Origin of the sequence: Streptomyces sp. NPDC057565 (genome assembly GCF_042801455.1) — a bacterium.
Lineage (GTDB): Bacteria > Actinomycetota > Actinomycetes > Streptomycetales > Streptomycetaceae > Streptomyces > Streptomyces yanii.
The window spans coordinates 1-17441 of sequence record NZ_JBHVFU010000101.1 but is presented as its reverse complement, the minus strand read 5'-3'; the positions used below and the strand labels follow the sequence as shown (position 1 = coordinate 17441).

At 68.5% G+C, this 17441-nt stretch carries 18 protein-coding genes and 2 pseudogenes; 5 read left to right on the top strand and 15 right to left on the bottom strand.

From position 1 onward, the window contains the following. The coding region (locus ACFU8W_RS49960; protein ID WP_384052499.1) for a transposase at positions 1 to 801 on the bottom strand (801 nt) is incomplete at its 3' end. A 44-nt stretch (positions 802 to 845) separates the two neighbouring features. Between ACFU8W_RS49960 and ACFU8W_RS49955 the strand changes: the two genes are divergently transcribed. Both ACFU8W_RS49955 and ACFU8W_RS49950 read left to right on the top strand, forming a co-directional pair. Further along, entirely contained in the window at positions 846 to 998 is a 153-nt protein-coding gene (locus ACFU8W_RS49955; RefSeq protein ID WP_384052498.1) for a hypothetical protein, read from the top strand. A 62-nt stretch (positions 999 to 1060) separates the two neighbouring features. Next, the gene (locus ACFU8W_RS49950; protein ID WP_345519846.1) at positions 1061 to 1507 is read left to right on the top strand and encodes a heme-binding protein; all 447 of its coding nucleotides are present in this window, start codon (positions 1061 to 1063) and stop codon (positions 1505 to 1507) included. 149 nt (positions 1508 to 1656) lie between these two features. Here the strand turns inward: ACFU8W_RS49950 and ACFU8W_RS49945 are convergent, their stop codons facing one another. From ACFU8W_RS49945 to ACFU8W_RS49920, 6 genes and pseudogenes are all read right to left on the bottom strand, one after another. Further along, positions 1657 to 1827 (bottom strand): hypothetical protein, encoded by a 171-nt coding sequence (locus ACFU8W_RS49945; protein ID WP_384052500.1) that lies wholly within the window; start codon positions 1825 to 1827, stop codon positions 1657 to 1659. Between the two features lie 268 nt (positions 1828 to 2095). Next, positions 2096 to 2335 (bottom strand): annotated as a pseudogene (locus ACFU8W_RS49940) (nucleoside phosphorylase); the annotation flags it as partial. A gap of 103 nt (positions 2336 to 2438) precedes the next feature. Next, positions 2439 to 3029 (bottom strand): annotated as a pseudogene (locus ACFU8W_RS49935) (transposase); the annotation flags it as partial. Positions 3030 to 3956: 927 nt separating this feature from the next. Further along, entirely contained in the window at positions 3957 to 4631 is a 675-nt protein-coding gene (locus ACFU8W_RS49930) for a transposase (RefSeq protein WP_384052497.1), read from the bottom strand. A gap of 186 nt (positions 4632 to 4817) precedes the next feature. Then, a complete protein-coding gene (locus ACFU8W_RS49925; protein WP_384052496.1) occupies positions 4818 to 6257 on the bottom strand; it encodes a dihydrolipoyl dehydrogenase family protein in 1440 nt (479 codons plus the stop codon). Position 6258: 1 nt separating this feature from the next. Further along, positions 6259 to 6819, bottom strand: coding sequence for a DUF308 domain-containing protein (locus ACFU8W_RS49920; protein ID WP_345520052.1), 561 nt, complete (start codon positions 6817 to 6819; stop codon positions 6259 to 6261). A 382-nt stretch (positions 6820 to 7201) separates the two neighbouring features. Between ACFU8W_RS49920 and ACFU8W_RS49915 the strand changes: the two genes are divergently transcribed. Continuing rightward, complete coding sequence (locus tag ACFU8W_RS49915) at positions 7202 to 7786, top strand: TetR/AcrR family transcriptional regulator (RefSeq protein WP_384052495.1); 585 nt, start codon at positions 7202 to 7204, stop codon at positions 7784 to 7786. A 129-nt stretch (positions 7787 to 7915) separates the two neighbouring features. On the opposite strand, the gene ACFU8W_RS49910 is transcribed toward ACFU8W_RS49915, so the two are convergent. From ACFU8W_RS49910 to ACFU8W_RS49885, 6 genes are all read right to left on the bottom strand, one after another. Beyond that, the gene (locus tag ACFU8W_RS49910) at positions 7916 to 8539 is read right to left on the bottom strand and encodes a cytochrome b/b6 domain-containing protein (RefSeq protein ID WP_384052494.1); all 624 of its coding nucleotides are present in this window, start codon (positions 8537 to 8539) and stop codon (positions 7916 to 7918) included. Then, entirely contained in the window at positions 8523 to 9248 is a 726-nt protein-coding gene (locus ACFU8W_RS49905; protein ID WP_345519836.1) for a molybdopterin-dependent oxidoreductase, read from the bottom strand. The genes ACFU8W_RS49910 and ACFU8W_RS49905 overlap by 17 nt, the downstream gene beginning before the upstream one ends. A 65-nt stretch (positions 9249 to 9313) precedes the next feature. After that, complete coding sequence (locus ACFU8W_RS49900; protein ID WP_384052493.1) at positions 9314 to 9478, bottom strand: hypothetical protein; 165 nt, start codon at positions 9476 to 9478, stop codon at positions 9314 to 9316. A 279-nt stretch (positions 9479 to 9757) separates the two neighbouring features. Continuing rightward, positions 9758 to 10327, bottom strand: coding sequence for a chorismate mutase (locus ACFU8W_RS49895; protein WP_345520051.1), 570 nt, complete (start codon positions 10325 to 10327; stop codon positions 9758 to 9760). A 130-nt stretch (positions 10328 to 10457) separates the two neighbouring features. Continuing rightward, positions 10458 to 11726 carry an FAD-binding oxidoreductase gene (locus tag ACFU8W_RS49890; protein WP_384052492.1) on the bottom strand — a complete coding sequence of 423 codons (1269 nt, stop codon included), beginning with the start codon at positions 11724 to 11726 and terminating at the stop codon, positions 10458 to 10460. A 265-nt stretch (positions 11727 to 11991) separates the two neighbouring features. Then, positions 11992 to 12804 (bottom strand): alpha/beta hydrolase, encoded by an 813-nt coding sequence (locus tag ACFU8W_RS49885; protein WP_384052491.1) that lies wholly within the window; start codon positions 12802 to 12804, stop codon positions 11992 to 11994. A 305-nt stretch (positions 12805 to 13109) separates the two neighbouring features. Here ACFU8W_RS49885 and ACFU8W_RS49880 point away from each other — a divergent pair, with 305 nt between their 5' ends. After that, positions 13110 to 13745, top strand: coding sequence for a TetR/AcrR family transcriptional regulator (locus ACFU8W_RS49880; protein WP_384052490.1), 636 nt, complete (start codon positions 13110 to 13112; stop codon positions 13743 to 13745). Positions 13746 to 14059: 314 nt separating this feature from the next. Here the strand turns inward: ACFU8W_RS49880 and ACFU8W_RS49875 are convergent, their stop codons facing one another. After that, positions 14060 to 14452, bottom strand: coding sequence for an ester cyclase (locus ACFU8W_RS49875; protein ID WP_345519826.1), 393 nt, complete (start codon positions 14450 to 14452; stop codon positions 14060 to 14062). A gap of 126 nt (positions 14453 to 14578) precedes the next feature. Here ACFU8W_RS49875 and ACFU8W_RS49870 point away from each other — a divergent pair, with 126 nt between their 5' ends. After that, positions 14579 to 15178 (top strand): TetR/AcrR family transcriptional regulator, encoded by a 600-nt coding sequence (locus ACFU8W_RS49870; RefSeq protein ID WP_384052489.1) that lies wholly within the window; start codon positions 14579 to 14581, stop codon positions 15176 to 15178. 1432 nt (positions 15179 to 16610) lie between these two features. On the opposite strand, the gene ACFU8W_RS49865 is transcribed toward ACFU8W_RS49870, so the two are convergent. Further along, positions 16611 to 17441: hypothetical protein (locus ACFU8W_RS49865; RefSeq protein ID WP_384052488.1), on the bottom strand; the 831-nt coding region annotated here is incomplete at its 5' end.

The window sequence follows — 17441 nt, the reverse complement described above, 5'->3', positions numbered from 1 at the left end:
GATCATCACCTCGGGTGTGACGTGCCCACTCGCCCGTTGTCGGGAGCGGGCGCAGGGAACCCGCAGCGCGCGCCCGGTGCGCAGGCAGGCGACCAGCTCGCGCTTGAGCGCCCCGCGCCCCTGGACATAGAGGGCTTGGTAGATCGCCTCGTGCGAGATACGCATGGACTCATCATCGGGGAAGTCATCCCTGAGCCGGCCCGCGATCTGCTCCGGACTCCACGCCGTCGCCCACCGCCGGTCCTGGCGGCGGGGCTTGTTGCGCCCCTTCCACCGCGGCGTCTGCGGCCCGGTGACCTGCATCCCGTCCGGACGCCGCACCTCCCCGGCGAGCCGGTCCTGCACATACTCACGCAGCCGCTCGTTGGCTGCCAGCTTCGGCGTCTTCGGACGCCGTGCCATCAGCTCCGCCTTCCACTGCGCGATCGAGGCGCGGTAGCTGAGCCGGCCGCCGCGGGTGGCCGCGTTGCGCCGGAGCTCCCGCGAGATGGTCGAGGGATCTCTGCCCAGCCGGCGTGCGATCTCGCGCACGCCTTCGCCCTGGGCGTTGAGCAGCGCGATCTCCTCGCGTTCCGCGAAAGACAGGTATCTGCCCGAGAGGGGGCTGAGCTGGAGCGACGGCATGCCGCCACGCTCACGGAACCACCGGGACCCCACCACCGGGGATACGCCGCACGTGATCGCCGCGTCCTCGCTGGCCAGCCCCTCGGCGATTTTCACCCAGAACGCCCGCTCCACATCCCTACGGACCGGACGCCGCCCCGGCGAACGCATTGCCGGACGCCCCGTCACCGTCGTCATCCAGCCCGGTGGTCTTCCCATGCAGCACCTCCGCGATCAAGGTGTTGCGACGACTACTTGAATCCGCCCTGTATGCGGCCGTCTACGAGCACGACCGTTGGAAGAGCGAGATCGGCCCGGCCGCCGCCGCCCTGATGGTCACCGACAAAACGGTCGTCACACGCGTGACCCCCACCTCCGCCTCCCAGTTGCGCTGATCCCGCGCTCACGCAACTTCGACCATCGCCACGCCACCCGTACAGCCATGAAGGAATTTCCAATGAGCACCGATACGCCGGAAAGGGCCGCTCTCGCCTCATCGGTGACCCAGGCCGCCGCCCGCGCACTCATCTCCGAGGTGCACCTCGCCGCCGCCCGCATCGGCTTCACGGCAGCCGTCGCCGTCACCGACCAGGGAGGGCATCTGAAGGTATTCGACCGCGCTGACGACGCGCCCTTCCTCACCGCCGAGGTCGCCGTCGACAAGGCATGGACCGCGGCGTCGTTCCACACCTCCACCCACGTGTGGAACGACCTCGTAGCCAACCCGCGAACCGCGCCACTGGCCGGCCACCCGCGTGTGATGGCAGTGGGCGGCGGCTACCCGATCATCGACAACGGTCGATGCATCGGGGGCCTCGGGATCTCCGGTGGCAGCGCCGAGCAGGATCAGCAGGCCGCGGAGGAGGCCCTCACCACTCTCGGGTTCGAACTGCCCACTCACTGACCGCGGCCTCACCGCATCCCGTCCGCCCACGCCATCGTGGAGGGCGGACGGGCGGCGGCCCGAGAGTTTGACGGTGCTGGTGCTGGTCCTTGCGACAACGTGGACATGCACCGTCAAACTGACGCGCTACCGGGGGCCACCTCATGGCGTCACTCGGACGGGCCGCCGTGGTGGCGTTCCGAGAAACGCCAGTCCAGGAAAGCTACGGCGCCGGCGACGCCGTTTGTCTGTTCGCCTCCGTGGGTCTGTCCCTCGTGTTCGACCATCACGACATTGGTGCCGCGGGCGCGATGCTGCTCCGCCGGCTCCTTCGACGGCACTGGCTTCCATGTCGTCCTGCACGGCACCTGCTGGCTGATCGGTCGATCGCCGGCACTCACATCCGATCCGTGGTCGGGAACTGACAGAAAACCCGCCTGCCCGGGCGGGGAGAAGGAGCGGTTCAGGCGTAGGTGGGGACATTGTGGGCTGCCCAGTCCGCGAGGGCGTAGGTGCACTATGCGACGGATTCCCGCCAGGTCTTGGCGGCTGCTCGCCGGCGTCGTCGCTGACGTGCTTGACGATGCGCAGAGATACACCGGCCAGGTGCGCAGCCGTCGCCAGGGCGTAGCCCTCCATGTCGACCAAGGGTGCGTGCGCCGCCAGGCGAGCGCGGGCAGCTTCATCGTCGATGAAGGAGTCCCCGGTGGCCAGGGTGGGGCCGTCCGGGTCGCCCACTGTCAGGGGCGCGCCGTAGGTCTCCCCGGTCAGGGTGAGCAAGGTGTCGCTGTCCAGGTCATATTGCATGACCGTGCCGATGAGGTGGGTACCAGTCCAGCCCGGGCGCAAGGCTCCCGCAGTGCCGAGGTTGACGACGTGCGACGGCCTCGGGCCGCTGCCGAGTACGGGTCTGTCCAGCCAACAGCCAACGGTGTAACTCGGGTGGTGTGAGTTAGCGGCGGCCGACGGAGAGTCGGCCGTCGAAGGCGATGTCGAAAGCCTGCAGGGCGGGCTTCCAGCGCATGGTCCAGCGTTTGTGTCCCTGGCCGGTGGGGTCCAGGCTCATGACGGCCATGTAGACGCATTTGAGGGCTGCGGCCTCGTTCGGGAAGTGCCCGCGGGCCCGGACGGCTTTTCGTATACGAGCGTTGACCGACTCGATCGCATTGGTGGTGCAGACGACGCGGCGGATCTCGGTGTCGAACTGGAGGAAGGGCACGAACTCGGCGCAGGCGTTCTCCCAAAGCCGCACGATCGCCGGATACTTGGTGCCCCACTCCTCCTGGAACTCAAGGAACCGGTCTTCCGCCGCGCTCGTGGTCGGAGCCGTGCAGACAGGCTTGAGCGCGCGGGAGATCTTGTCCCAGTCCTGGCGGCCCGCGTAGCGGAACGACGCCCGGATCAAGTGGACGACTCAGGTCTGGGTGACCGCCTGGGGCCAGACCGCCGAGATGGAGTCGGGCAGGCCCTTGATCCCGTCGCAGACGACCATGCACACATCCTCGACGCCCCGGTTCTTGATCTCGGTCAGGACCTGGAGCCAGCTGTTCTCGGGTGCTTGTCAAGGACCCTGCGGGCATGACGGCTCGGCCCGCCCGGAAGGACGGGATATTGATCTTCGCTATGGGTGGATCATGTGGTGCGGACGGTGTTCCCGCGCGGCGCTTACTCATGTAGTCGCAGTCGTGCTGCTGGCTGTTGTGCGCGCTCGCGGTGGCGGGACAGGCCGGGCGTCTTGCTGGCTGCGCGGTCCCCGAAGCGGTCCGCTGATACTTGACGACGTCGTTCCGGCCTGTGCCGCCCGCGCCTCGCGAGCTCGCCCGCGAGGAGTTCTGGCAGTTGCGATGACCTGGGACTATCGTGACGGGACGGGGCCGGTCACGTCGTATGGGCCGCCGGTTGGGCGGCTGTGGCGGATCGGCTTCGCTCCCTGCCGGCTGCGACCGCCGCGTTCCAGCGCTCCCCGTCATAGGGCTGCTGGTCGACGAGATAGTCGGAGCACTCTCCCTGGCACAGGCGCAGCGCGCTGCGGCGTAGATCAACAGGCACTTCGGCCACTCCAACGCATGCGTGACAGCCGCACTCACAGATCATCAGGGCCCGGCAGCCGAAGGCCGCCGGGCCCTCAACACGTCGCTGTTGACTCCGCAATGCCACCCGCGCTCACCGAGCATGCCCAATCCCCTGAAGCGACTTTCGCTGTCGGTTGCTTCGCACGGGAGCTCAGCCCGTACTCAGCCGTTGCTTCTCCCTCGCCGGGCTCACCCAAGGTTGCGTCCATGGAGACGGTGTACGGGTTCGACCTGATCCGGGGGTTTGCTCCGGCGTCGGGATGAGGCCCGCATAGACGAACGGCCACCGGCTGATCTTCGAGGTGTCGAAGGCTCGAAGGAGATCAGCACGATGACCGCACCCGACTGTGATTCCCAATCATGTTGTCAAGCTGGCCCGGTGGCCCTCGGTGAGCGGGTCATGCCGCTGCGGAACCGCTCTGGGGTGGGGTGAGTTCGAAGGTCCGGTTGTCGCGTATGAGCGCCCACAGCACGTTGAGGCGTCGCCGTGCCAGGGCGAGGACCGCCTGCTTGTGGGTCTTCCCCTCAGCCTTCTTGCGTGCGTAGAACGCCTTGGACGTCGGGCAGTGCTGAGCCGCGATCTGAGCCGAGAGGTAGAAGACCCGCAGCAGTCGCCGGTTGTAGCGACGGGGCCGTCTGAGGTTGCCGCTGATGCGTCCGGAGTCCTTGGGAACGGGTGCCAGACCCGCGACGCCCGCGAGCCGGTCGGGGCTGGTGAAGGCGGTCATGTCGCCACCGGTGTGGGCGATGAACTCGGCGCCCAGCAGAGTGCCAATGCCGGGCATGCTGGCGATCACTTCCGCGTGCTTGTGCTCGCCGAACCGATCCTCGATCAGGGCGTCCGTCTCAGCGATCTCCTGGTCGAGAGCCATCACCTCCTTCGCGAGTTTCGCTGTCATCACCGCCGCGATCCGCTCACTGGGGACAACGGTGTGCTGGGCCTGTGCCGCCTCGACCGCCGCGGTGGCGACCGCTCTGCTGTTGCGAACTTTCCGGTTCTTCAGCCACGTTTCCAGTCGGCTGCGACCGATGCGGCGCAGCGCGGCTGGCCTCTGGTACTCGGTGAGGAGCAAGAGGGCGGCCTTGGAGGTCTTGTAGTCGTACGGCGAGCCCGAGGCCGCGCTCCGGAAGCGCTCAACGTTCCGATTTCCAAGGGCCGGTCCGGCCCGGCCGCGAACGATCGTGGACGTCTCCCCTGCCTTCTCTGACGCCCTCTCGTCCCGACGCGGTCGCGTCGGGACGAGAGGGCGTCTGGGCAGTCAGTGGCCGTACTTCTCCAGCAGTCGCAGCCACACCTCGCTGACGGTGGGAAACGCCGGAACCGCGTGCCACAGCCGGTCGAGGGGGACCTCACCCACGACCGCGATCGTCGCGGCGTGCAGCAGTTCCGCGACATCGGGACCGACGAGAGTGAAGCCGACGATCACCTTGCGGTCCTCGTCGACGACCATGCGGGCGTGCCCCTGGTATCCGTCGGCGTGCAGAGCCGCCCCCGCGACCGCGCCCAGGTCGTAGTCGACGACGCGGATCCGGAGCCCGGCGGCCTCGGCCGCGGCCGCGGTCAGTCCCACCGATGCGATCTCCGGTTCGGTGAAGACCACTTGAGGTACCGCGCGCTCGTCGGCTGTGGCCACGTGGCGGCCCCACGGGCTGTCATCGGCGGCTTCGCCCTTGGCGCGCGCCACGATGACGTCGCCCACGGCACGGGCCTGGTACTTGCCCTGATGGGTCAGCAGCACACGCCGGTTGACGTCACCGGCGGCGTACAGCGCTCCGCCGGCCGTCGGTGCCCCGTCGTCTCCGACCACGCGCAGCGTGTCATCCACCATGAGCCACGTGCCCGGTGTCAGGCCGACGGTATCGAGGCCGATGTCCTGGGTGTTCGGCGTGCGGCCTATCGCGACGAGGACCTCGTCGGCCTCGATGTCCCCGCCTGTGGTGAGCGTGATGTGCACCGTACCGTCGCCGTCACGCTTCACGGCCCCGGCCTCCGCACCGAGCAGCATCGAGACACCGGCCTTCCGCAGCGACTCTGTGACCCGTTCACCCGCGAACGGCTCCGCAAGCGGAAGGACCCCGTCGCGGGCCAGCATCGTCACCGACGACCCCAGGGCGGCGAACGCCGTCGCCATCTCCGACGCCACGACGCCACCGCCGATGACGGCGAGCCGGCCGGGAACCGTACCCGTGGCGGCCGCTTCCCGGCTGCGCCACGGTTTCGCCTCGCGCAGACCGGGGATGTCCGGCAGGAGCGCGGCGGTGCCCGTCGCGATCACGACCGCGTGCCGCGCGGTCAGGGACGTGGCGGCACCAGCCTCATCGGTGACCTCGACGACCCGGTCGGAACTGATCCGTCCCTGGCCCCGGTACAGCGTGATCCCCGCCGAGTCGAGCCAAGATGCTTGCCCGTCGTCCTTCCAGTGCGAGGCAAGAGTGTCCCGCCGGCGGAACACGGCCGTGACGTCCAGGTCGCCGGTCACCGCCTCACGCGATCCCGGAACCTGTCCGGCTGCCCGAAGCGCAGCCGCGCTCCGCAGCAATGCCTTGGTCGGCATGCAGGCCCAGTAGGAGCACTCACCACCGACCAGTTCCCGCTCGACGATGGCAGCGCTGAGCCCGCCCTGCACCACCCGGTCGGCGACGTTTTCCCCGACCGGACCCGCGCCGATCACGATGACGTCGTACGTGTGGTTGTCCATGTCAGTTTTCCTTGGCGGCGCGGCCCAGGCGCAGGGCTGAGATGAGGAAGAAGATGCCGCCCGGGATGGCGTAGCCGATCGCGCTGGTGAGCATGGGCTTGTCCGCGCCGGCCGACGCGACGAACGAAGCTCCGGCCAGGATGGAGATGCCGCCGCTGAGGATCATCGGCCACTGGCCGCCCATCTTGCGGCGAGGGACAGCCACGATCAGCTGGACCAGGCCGGACACGATCGCCCAGGCTCCCCACACACGCAGGACCGCGGGAATGCCGGAGGCAGAGGCGACGCCCACGCCGATGGCTGCGACAAGGCTGACGGCCATGTTCACGTAGAGCAGCACCGGCGATTGAGTGGTGCGCGACGCGTTCGCGTCGACGACGGCCGCACCCACGTCGAAGAGCGGGTACAGCACCAGCAGCACGGCCGCGACCGGGCTGATCTTCGAGGCCATCGTGAACATCACGAGGGCCCAGACGATGGCAAACGCGAACCGGACGAAGTAGAGCCGCCGCAGGGCAGAGGCCGTCCCGGCGGTACGGGACGGTGCAGCAATGGTGGTCACGTTGATCCTTTCGGTGGATATGCGAAGGAGGAAGAAGGTCAGGGCTTCCTGCAGTCGACCTTCTCGATCAGGCCAGCTGCACATCTCCCGAACCGATGTGATCGCCCGGGCCACTGCCGAATACGGCGAGCTACGGGACACCAACTTCGGCGAGAGCGAACGTTCTACCCGGCAGCCTTGCAAGGGTGTCGCAACTTGTCAAGACCGAACGTTCTATCTACTACGATGGCCAGATGCGCAGCGAATCCGAAAGCCGACTGTCCGAAGCGCATGCCGCCCGGCCTTCCCGATCGGTGCGGGCCGCGGAAAGCTGGATCAGTCCGGGCACCGCGATGACAGGTAAGACCGATCGTTCTCTCCAGCTATTCGCTAACCTGAGTGCATGAGTCAGAGGACAAGAGAAAGCGGCACGTCGGAAGCGCGATCGCGGCTGCTCAGCACGGCAACCAGGATTTTCTACGCGGAGGGGATCCATTCCGTCGGCGTCGACCGGATTGTCGCGGAGGCGCAGGTTACCCGTGCCACGCTGTACCGGCATTTCACGGGCAAGGAAGAACTCGTCCTCGCATACCTCGACCAGGCCGACCGGGGCCTCCGGGCGCAGGCCGAGGCCGCTCAGGCAGGCGAAGAGTCGGCGGACGACAAGGTCCGGGCCGTGTGCCGGGCCATCGCCGCGGGTATCCGGTCCCCGGGGTTCCGCGGATGCGCCTTCCTCAACGCGGCGGCGGAATACCCCGACCCGGACCACCCGGTCCACCGTGCCGTGCTGGCCCACCGGCAGTGGTTCCTGGAGACGGTCACGGGGTTGCTGGCACAGACCAGCCACTCACCCGCCGGACCCGCCGGCCGGCATCTCGTCATGCTGCGGGACGGTGCCATGGCCTCCGGCTGCCTGTCCGACCCTGAGCTGGTCTGCGAGACCTTCCTGCAGGGCGTCGAGGGAATCCTGCAGGCCCGCTCCGCCTGACTGGCCGCTTCGTCCGGTCCGGACTCCCGGTCTGCCATCGGAACGGCCCGCGGCCCTGGCCGTGTTCCACAGCCGGACCTGTCTGCCAACCGGTCCTGTCGGAAATGATGTTCAGCGTGGTGGCTTTCGTCAGGGCCGCCAGAGTGGGTGCTCCCGCTCGGCCCACTCCCGTGCGACCGAGCCGGTACGCATGCCCCGGCGGGCCTCGGGATCGCCCATGGCCATGCCGATGTGGCCGGCGAGAACGACACCGAGGGTCAGGGCCAGCCAGTCGTGCACGAACGTGGCGCTCGTGCGCCAGGCCGGCGGGGTGAGGTGGGTGAACCACATCATCAGCCCGGTACCGAGCATGACGAGCGTGGCACCGGCGGCCCAGGCGGCGTAGAGCTTCTGCCCGGCGTTGAACTTGTGCGACGGACGGGACGCCGGCCGCTTGTCCCGGCGCAGGACCGCGCGCAGCCACCGGCGGTCATGCGGGCCGAAGCGGTTCAGCAGGCCCAGGTCGGCGCGCAGGGCGCGCGAGCCGAGCGCGGCCAGGACCGGGACGGGCAGGGCGACTCCCGACCACTGGTGCACGGTGACCATGAGGGCACGGCGGCCGACGAGTTCGGCGAATGCGGGCAGATACAGGAAGGCCGCGGTGAGCACGCACACACCCATCAGCACGGCCGTCGTGCGGTGGGCCCAGCGCTCGGCCGCGCTGAACCGCCGCAGGCGCGTGGCGGACCGGGGAGGTTCAGGTCGTCGGCTCATCGTCCCGTCCGTTCGATCGGCCCACCCAGGCGTCGACGTCGTAGCCGCGTTCCTCCCAGAAGCCCGGTTCCACGTCCTCCGTGACCGTGATGCCGGAGAGCCACTTGGCGGACTTGTAGAAGTACATGGGCGCCACGTAGAGGCGCACGGGGCCGCCGTGGGAGTGGCCGATGTCCTTGTCCTGCATCCGCAGGGCGACCAGGACGTCCGCGCGGCGCGCCTGCTCCAGGGTGAGGCTCTCCGTGTACGTGCCGTCGAAGCAGGTGAAGCGCACCGCGCCGGCCGAGGAGCGTACCCCCGCGGCGTCCAGCAGCCGGGACAGGCGTACCCCTTCGAAGGGGGTGCCCGGGACACGCCACCCGGTGACGCACTGCACGTCGCGCACCATACGTGTTTGGGGCAGCGCCCTGAGATTGGCCAAGGTGTAGGACGCCGGACGGTCGACCAGACCGTCGACGGTGAGCCGGTAGGTTTCGGCGTCCTTGTGCGGAACGGACGAGGTGACCGAGTAGTAGCGGAATCCCCCGCCGTTCGGGAGCAGCCCCGTTAGCCCGGTGGGATCCAGTCCGGCCGTGCCGCCGAGCAACGCTTCCGTGCCACGCTGCAGACCGGGAGCGGCGATGAAGCCGAGCGCACCCAGCCCGAGCGTGCCGAGGAAAATGCGCCTCCCGACAGGTGTACCCCGGCCCTCTGGTGATGTGGAGTTCATGTATTCGTCCCCCTGGGATCTTCGGCCCGGAAGCCACTGGGTCCAGTCACATTGCGTATGCCTTGTCACATTGCGTATGCCTTGCCTCGCGCCGCTCGGGCGCGTTCGGCGGTGTGGCCGTCCATTGGCCTGCTACCGCGCACGTGGCGGGTGCCGCCGCGGACCCACACACCGCCGAGCACCCGCCGCCCGGGTGCGGCGAGGTGACCGACGTACAGTGCGTCGGTCACCTCGCTGCGCTGTTGTCGGCAGGCCCCGGACACGGTCGGCTGTGACCTGTCGGTCGCCACAGATCCCCGGGAACGCGGGCGCGGGTTGCGACCGCGCGCCCAAGACAGCGTGATCACGGCATTCACCCGCAGCGGACCTTGCTGCGAACGCCTGTCAACGACGCTGCCGGGCAGAGAACGGGGCACCGCCGGCTGGCAACCGCTCTGTGAGAGCGGTTGCCCGGGAACGGGGAGGGCTCGAGCAGCTCTCACGCCCGCAAGGACGACGACGCTCGCGAGTCAGCGTCGTCCGGTCGGCTCGCTGGAGCGGCACACCGACTGTGTGGCCGTCCTGAGCGCCTCGCGATGGAGTGTGTCCAGCCGTTCCCGCACTGCTCCCGACCCGGTGGCCAGGGCCAGCTGCACCATGCAGGCGATGGGCCTCTCGCGCAATTCCTCCGTGTCCTTGAGCTCTTGGAGCAGGGCCGTGGTCAGTTGGTCGAGCTGCTCGCGAATCGGACCGAGGTCGGGGCGCGTCGTGGGCGCTTCCTCCGGGTGAGCGGTCCAGCGAGCGAACAGGCCCTTCTGCACGATCTTGCTCGCGGTGATCTGGTCCTGGAAAAATGCCACCGCCGTGTCCGGGTTCACCCCGGCAGCCTCGGCCTGGTTGCGGACCTGCTCCAGTACCTGTGCCTCGCGCACCGAGTCTTCGATCGGCGAGCCGGTACCGAACTTGGACGCCGCCACGTCATCACTCACGCGGATACGCTCTATGACAAGGTCCGTCAGAGGACCGAGCCTACTGGGCGACTTGGCCGTCCCGACCGTGCCGCTGACGGTTTCGGCGTTCGCAGGGGCGCCCGTGGCCATGGCCTGAGGAACGGCCAGTACGGTTGTGGCTCCCAGAAAGCCGGTGATCACGGCGAAGCGTGTCATGTTGTTTCGCAGATTCAATGGTTTGCCTCGGTTTTCGATATGCGCAGTGCGTAGGCCGTCTGCGTCAACGGGCTGTTCGCCGGTTTCGGGACGGGTCCGGCAGAGGGGTCGCGTGGAAGACGCTGTAGGGGTCGTATCGGTGTTTGGCTGTCAGTAGCCGCTCGGTATTGGGGCCGTAGGCGTGCGCGATCTGTGCGGCCTCGTCCGGGCCCAGGAGGTTGGGGTAGCCGCCTGGCAGTACCTCGGGTTCGAGGGCGTCGTCCAGGTCGCCAGCCCAGGTGCGGTGTTCCGCGGCGTGGGTGTCGTCGGGGTCCCACTGGGCGATGATCTCGATCATCAGGTGCGGGTCACGGTTGCCGAACGCCGTGTCCGTCACGGGTACCCGTGCCGCGGCTCCGTGCAGGCTGTGCAGGGACACAGCCGAGTGGGGCGAGGTCAGGGTGGAGCCCGCGAGGCTCAGGATGTCCCGCACTCCCGAGGTCAGTGACGACACGGAACGCGTGCGGATCTCGACGTGTCGGCCGAAGGGGAACTGCGCGTCGATGCCCGCGAGCATCGCGGGCACGGTGGTCGGGCCGACCTGGGAGACGAGGGGTGTGCCGAGGGTGTCCAGGCGAGCCAGCGCGCGTTCTCCCACCGTGAGGTCGTCGCCGCTCCAGGTGGGCGAGAGGAACACCACGGGCTTGCCGTCGGGGCCGGGCAGGACACCGGACTGCACGGTCAGTTCGTCCGGGCTTTCGCTCAGGATGTCCGCCAGCCCGGCCAGTACAGTCCCGGCCTGCTCCCACCCGAACAGCACCATGCCGGACAGCAGCGTCGGCACGGCGTGCAGGCGCACCCGCATCGAGGTGACCACACCGAAGTTTCCGCCGCCACCACGCAGGGCCCAGAACAGCTCCGGCTCCCGTTCGGCGTCGGCCGTGACGACCGATCCGTCGGCCAGCACCACCTCCGCGGACAACAGGTTGTCCACAGCCAGGCCGAAGCGGCCGCTGAGCGGCCCGTAGCCGCCGCCGAGGGTCAGGCCCGCCATGCCCACGGAACCGGCGGAGCCGGTCGCCGCGGTCAGACCGAAGGGCTGCGTCGCGGCGACGAGATCGGCGGCCGTGGCCCCTCCCGCCACCTCGGCGACCTTCGTCTCCGGATCCGCCGTCACCCGGCGCAGACCGGAGAGATCAATGGTCAGGCCCCCGTCACTCAGTGCCCTTCCGGCCCAGTCGTGGCCGCCGCCGCGCACCGTCAGAGGTACCCCGTATTCCTGCGCGGCCAGCACAGCAGCCTGGGCCTCGGCCGGACCGGCGCACCGCACGATCACGCCAGGGCGGGACGACACGGCGCCGTTCCACAGGGTCCGGCCGGCATCGTACTGCGGCCCGGTGGAAACCACCTGCCCCACAGGAACGGACCGCCGCAGAGCGTCAGTCAGACGGCCGAGCTGTTGGTATGTCGTCACAGTCAGGACACCTCTATCTCAGGGATTCTGCAAAAACGTAGTGAGCAGCGTCGCTTCGTCAGCCATTGCCTGCCGACGCCGTGGGACGGCCCTGCCGAAGTCGACGGAGGCCGCCCCGGCCGGCGAGCGGTCGTGCGGGGGTGTGTCATCGGGTGCTGCGGGCGGCCTCTTCGATGATGTGTGTGACGGTGCCCGGTCGGCTGATCATCACGGCGTGGGAGGCGTCGACCTCCTCGGTGTGCGCGCCGGCCCGCTCGGCCATGAAGCGCTGGGCGTCGGGAGTGATCGTGTGGTCCTGGCGGGTGATCAGATCCCAGGACGGGATGGTACGGAACGCTTCCTGGGCGCTGGCGTCCATGACCGCCTTGATGTTGGCGGGCCGCTGGACCGCAGCCAGATCCGCGGCCGTGGTCTTGTCGACGTCACCGGCGAAGACCTCCCGGAAGTGGTCCGGATCGATGGACACCTCCGTCCCGTCCGGGACGACAGTCGGCACCAGCGGAAGGTCCGGCGACATCTGGGCCAGACCACCCACCGTCTCCCCCTTCGCGGGGATGAAACCGGCGATGTAGACCAGGGCCTTGACATCGGGGTCCGAGGCGGCGGAGTTGGTGATCACCGCGCCACCGTAGGAGTGGCCGACCAGCACCACGGGACCCTTGATCGTGGACAGGTAACTGGAGACGTAGGCCGTGTCACTGGTCAGCCCCTGCAGAGGATTGGCGATGGCGCGCACGGGATAGCCGTCCTCGCGCAGCCGCTCCAGCACCGACGACCAGCTGGAGGAGTCCGCCCACGCTCCGTGGACGAGGACGATGGTCGGCTTCGGGGAAGTGGATGCGGAAGAAGATCCTCCGTCGGTCGCCATCGCCACACCCGGAGCGGTGGTGACACCGAGCAGCGTCAGGGCACTGACGGCAAGCGCGACACGACGCGGAACACGAACACGGATACGCATGATGTGATCTTTCGATTCAACGAAGACTTCTCGACTGTGACTGCACGGTGCGGCAGGCCGGATCCGGCCTGGCACCGGCCCGGACACCGCCCCCCACTCCGGACGGCCGGGCCCAGCACGGAGGCGGATACAACCCGCCACCCCTGAGAGCCCGCCACCCCGCCGGCCAGGATCGACAAACCAGCCGCAGATTCCCGCGACAGGCCATGCCCCGGCCGAAGGAGAACGTTCGGTCACATCATGCGATCACTCGACACCTCGGTCAAGACCGAACGTTCTATCTCACAGTTTGCTAGCCTGCTGGCATGACCCCGACCCCAGAAGGCGGCAGCGCCTCCGAAGCGCAAGCACGGCTGCTCAACACGGCAGCCAGGATCTTCTACGCGGAGGGAATCCATTCCGTCGGCATCGACCGGATCACGGTGGAAGCGAAGGTGACCCGGGCCACGCTGTACCGGCACTTCGCGGGCAAGGAAGAACTCGTCCTCGTCTACCTCAGCGAGGCCGACCGAGGAATCCGCGGCCAGATCACCGCTGCCAGGGCGAGCAGCCCGTCAGCCGTCGGCAAAGTCCAGGCCGTCGCCGAATCCATCACCCACAGCATCCTGGCCCCTGGTTTCCGCGGCTGTGCCTTCCTCAACGCGACAGCCGAATATCCCGACCCGGCCCACCCCGTCCACCAATTCGTCCTGGCCCACCGGCAATGGTTCCTGAACACCGTTACGGACCTGCTGGCACAGACCGGCGACGCACCCGCGGAGCCGGCCGCCCGGCACCTCGTCATGCTCAGGGACGGCGCCATGGCAGCCGGCTGCCTCTTCGACCCCAAGCTGGTCTCCGCGACCTTCCTGCAAGGCGTCGCAGGAATCCTCCTGGAACGCGCCGCGGGTCTTCCAGACGGTGATCACGGGCTCGATCAGAGCCCAACGCTCGTCGGATGAGTCGGCCTCGCGGGACCGGCGGTCGCCACCACGGCACCCGGCACGGCCAGACGCGGCAGTCAGCCCCAACGCGGCGCCCCCTGTTCCGGCGACGACGAAGCGGCATCACCTCACCCTCCGCCCTCTGAGGCGTGCCTTGCCTGTCACCTGTCGCCGGCGGGGACGGAAGGGGCCAGGGGGCCTGGTCCGTGGCGTTGGCGAGGGAGGGCGTCGGGTCCGACACGGTTGCCGAGCCGCGGCCAGGACGGCCTGCGACGACCAACCACGCGAAGAGGCTCTGGCTGATCGGCGGATCAGCCAGAGCCTCTCGGCGGTCAGGCGGTCAGCTGTCGGAGCATCTCGGCCGAGTCGTGCAGGTTCGTCATGTGGACGAATCGACCGTCACGGACCTTGTAGATGGCGTACTCAACGATCTTGAACGAGGCGCCGGAGGGCGGGACACCGAGCCACTCCTTCGCCGGGGTGCCGGTGTTGATGGCGCGGACGGCGATGCCGTCCCGGTCGAACAGCAGCTCGTCGACCTCCCAGCGGATGTCCGGGACGGCGTCGACGATCCCCTTCAGGACCGCGACGACGTCATCGCGCGTGCCGGAGTAGTCACCGAGCATCACCTCGTCGTTGATGAACTCGTCCATGCGGTCGAACTCGTGGGCGTTGAGCGCGTCGGCGTAGCGCATGTACCAGTCGCGCAGCTCGCTCTGAGTCATGGCGTTCCTCTTTTCTCCTGTGCCGCAAAGAGCGGCCCTGAACTGCTCAAACTTCTGCACTGATCGGTGCAGAATGTGAGACTATCAATTCAGCACCGATCGGTGTCAAACCTGTAGGATGTGGCCATGCAGAAGTCACAGATCGGCCGCCCGCGGTCGTTCGACGCCGAGGCGGCGCTCGAGAAGGCGATGATGATCTTCTGGGCGCAGGGTTACGAAGGTGCCAGCCTCACCGACCTGACCGAGGCCATGGGCATCTCCCGCAAAAGCCTGTACGCGGCCTACGGCAACAAGGAGGACCTGTTCCGCAAGGCATTGCAGCGCTACGCGGAAGGGCCCGGTGCCTACGTCGCCGAGGCGCTGCAGGCGCCCACCGCCCGCGAGGTCGCCATGGCCTTCCTCGCCGGCTCGGCCCGCGCCAACACACTGCCCGGACTCCCCGCCGGCTGCCTCGGTGTCCAGGGCGCACTGGCCGCCGGCGAGACCGGACGAGTCGCCCGCGACACCCTGGCCAAGTGGCGTGCCCACGGCCAGGCGCTGCTCCGCGACCGGTTCCGGCAGGCCGTCCAGGTGGGCGACCTGCCCGTTGGCGCCGACCCGGAAAAGATCGCCCGCTACGTCATGACGATCGCGAACGGCGTGGCCGTACAGGCAGCCGGCGGCGCGACATGTGAGGACCTTCAACAGGTGGTCGACGCAGCTTTGCAGAACTGGCCACCGGCCTGACAACGCAGGCCCTTGGAACGAGTCCCGCCCGCGCGGCCCGACTCGACATGGGACCGTCCTGGCCAGGATGCCGACGCGATGGTCACACGGCACGGCAGGCCGGCGGAAGATCCTTGCGCCGCGTGGCGCTGCTGTCGGGCCGGCGGGCTTTCACCAGCGCTTACGCCTTCGACTCGGTCCCAGATGGCCTGCACGGCGGGTGCGTCGAGGGTGGGCGGCAGTTGTCGATGACGTGGTGGCCTCGACGCTGGGCGGCGGTTGGGCAGGAGGCGCGACCACTGGGCAACTGCCCATTGGTGTGAAGCATGGGGCGGCGTGGAGGGCAACGGCCTCGGACCTTGCGGCTGCGCCGTCAAGACGCCATGGAGGAAGTGAGCAGCCCCGTCCTGATCGAGCACCAGGTGGCGGGGCCAGATCCGCAAGACGCGCCGGGAAGCCGTCGACGTCCGGGCCGCCCGGATCACGTGGCCCTCAAACCGCTGTTGCCGGCTGGGCACTTGATGGCCGGGCGTCATCTGCGGCCCGGGCGGCAAAGATTGCCCGGCCGCGTTCGACGGAAACCCCTTCTCTCTGCCCGCCCGCGTCAGAGGTCCGCTCGCGTCAGCCGGCCCGAGATCCGGGCGGCGAAGGCCCAGGCCATGCTCCGATCGACAGTCTCCGGTGGCATCACCACCGCGTCGCGAGGTGTTCGCGGGCAGCCAGGTCGGGCCACCGCAGGCCATGTTGACCGGGACGAGACCATCCGCGTGGGAGTCGGGCGGCGGCCGCTGTCGGTCTATGACCAGCTCACCGGCAACCGTATCCGCGCACAAGACAGTGGACGCTTAGTAGCGATTCGTTACGTTGAGTGATCCCTGCTGGTTGTGGGCAGCCTCCTGGGTGAAGCTGGGGGAGGTGGAACGGCTCTGGGGTGAGTTGGCGGAGTTCGTTGCCGATGTGTTCGGGTCGTTGCCGCGGCGGGATCAGCGGCGATGGGGCGAGTGTTACCTGCGGGGCCTGCCACCACGTCACCCTCGTCACCGCCCCCAGGCATTCCTCACCCTCAGGCGGCTCGACCCGAAAGTCCACACACCGGCCTGACCCTCTACCAGGCCCTCGATCTCCTCCAGGACCTGCTGAAGTGCTGGACCGGCACCTGCACCACCTGCGGACAGCCCCTGCCCGACCCGCGAAGCCGCCGCAGACAGCGCAGAACCTAACGAAGCGCCACCAGGCCTTCTCCGTCCAGCCCAAGCTCGACGCGCGCGACTGTGGTGCCATGTGCTACGCGGGTGACCATGGCTCGGTGATGTCAGGTATGACCGTTTACCTATCGCCTGGCCGTGGAGGTGGCCCGGGAGTCGAGGCGCCCGGCGGAGGTTCCGGAGCAGACCATGGCGGTGAGCCCACCGTGCACCTCGCGATCGCGCGGAACGACCTTGGCCAAACCCTCCTATCTGGGATCAGAGTTCCGCCCACGCGGTCGTCCCGGACTCGGAGACGGCGAACGCAAGGAGTCAGGCGGTGTCGGTTCATCGGGCGCAACGCCACGGACCTGGTCCGGGAGGGGTTCAGTCGACCAGGTGGCCAGGAGTCTCAGGGCGGTTTCGGAGGGGGAACCCGGCTCGGTGCTGTAGATGAACAGGGTCTGGTCGCTGTCGCCGGGCAGGGCGAGCGCTTGATAGGTGACGGTGAGGTCACCGACGACGGGATGGTGGTAGTCCTTGGTCCCCTCGGTTCGCTCATGCACCCTGCGCTCGGCCCAGTATGCACTGAAGTGCTCGCTGCGGACGGCGAGTTCGCCGACCAGTTCGCCCAGCTGCGGGTCCTCAGGATGGCGCCCGGCATCCATCCGCAGCATAGCGGCGGTGTCCGCGGCAACGGTCTGCCAGTCCGCGTACAGCTCGCGAGCGGCAGGGTCGAGGAAGAGGAACCGGCTCTGGTTGCGCTCGTTCGCGGGCATGGCGTCAAAGTCGGCGATCAGCGCACGAGAGAGCGAGTTGGAGGCCACCACGTCGGTGCGCCGGCCAAGGACGAACGCGGGGCAGTAGGCAGCATCCAGAGTGGTCAGCAGCTGATGGACGGCTGGGCTGACCCGCTCGGCCAGGGAGGGCGTTGACTGCCGGGGCTGGGTGGGGCGCCGATTGGCCAGATCGAACAGATGTGCACGTTCGGTGTCGTCCAGGCGCAGTGAACCGCCGACTTGTATGGGGAAAGCGGGACGCGGTCGGGTTGGCCGCTCGTAGCGTGCCGTAGGACGCCGGTCCGGGTGACTCGTGAACCG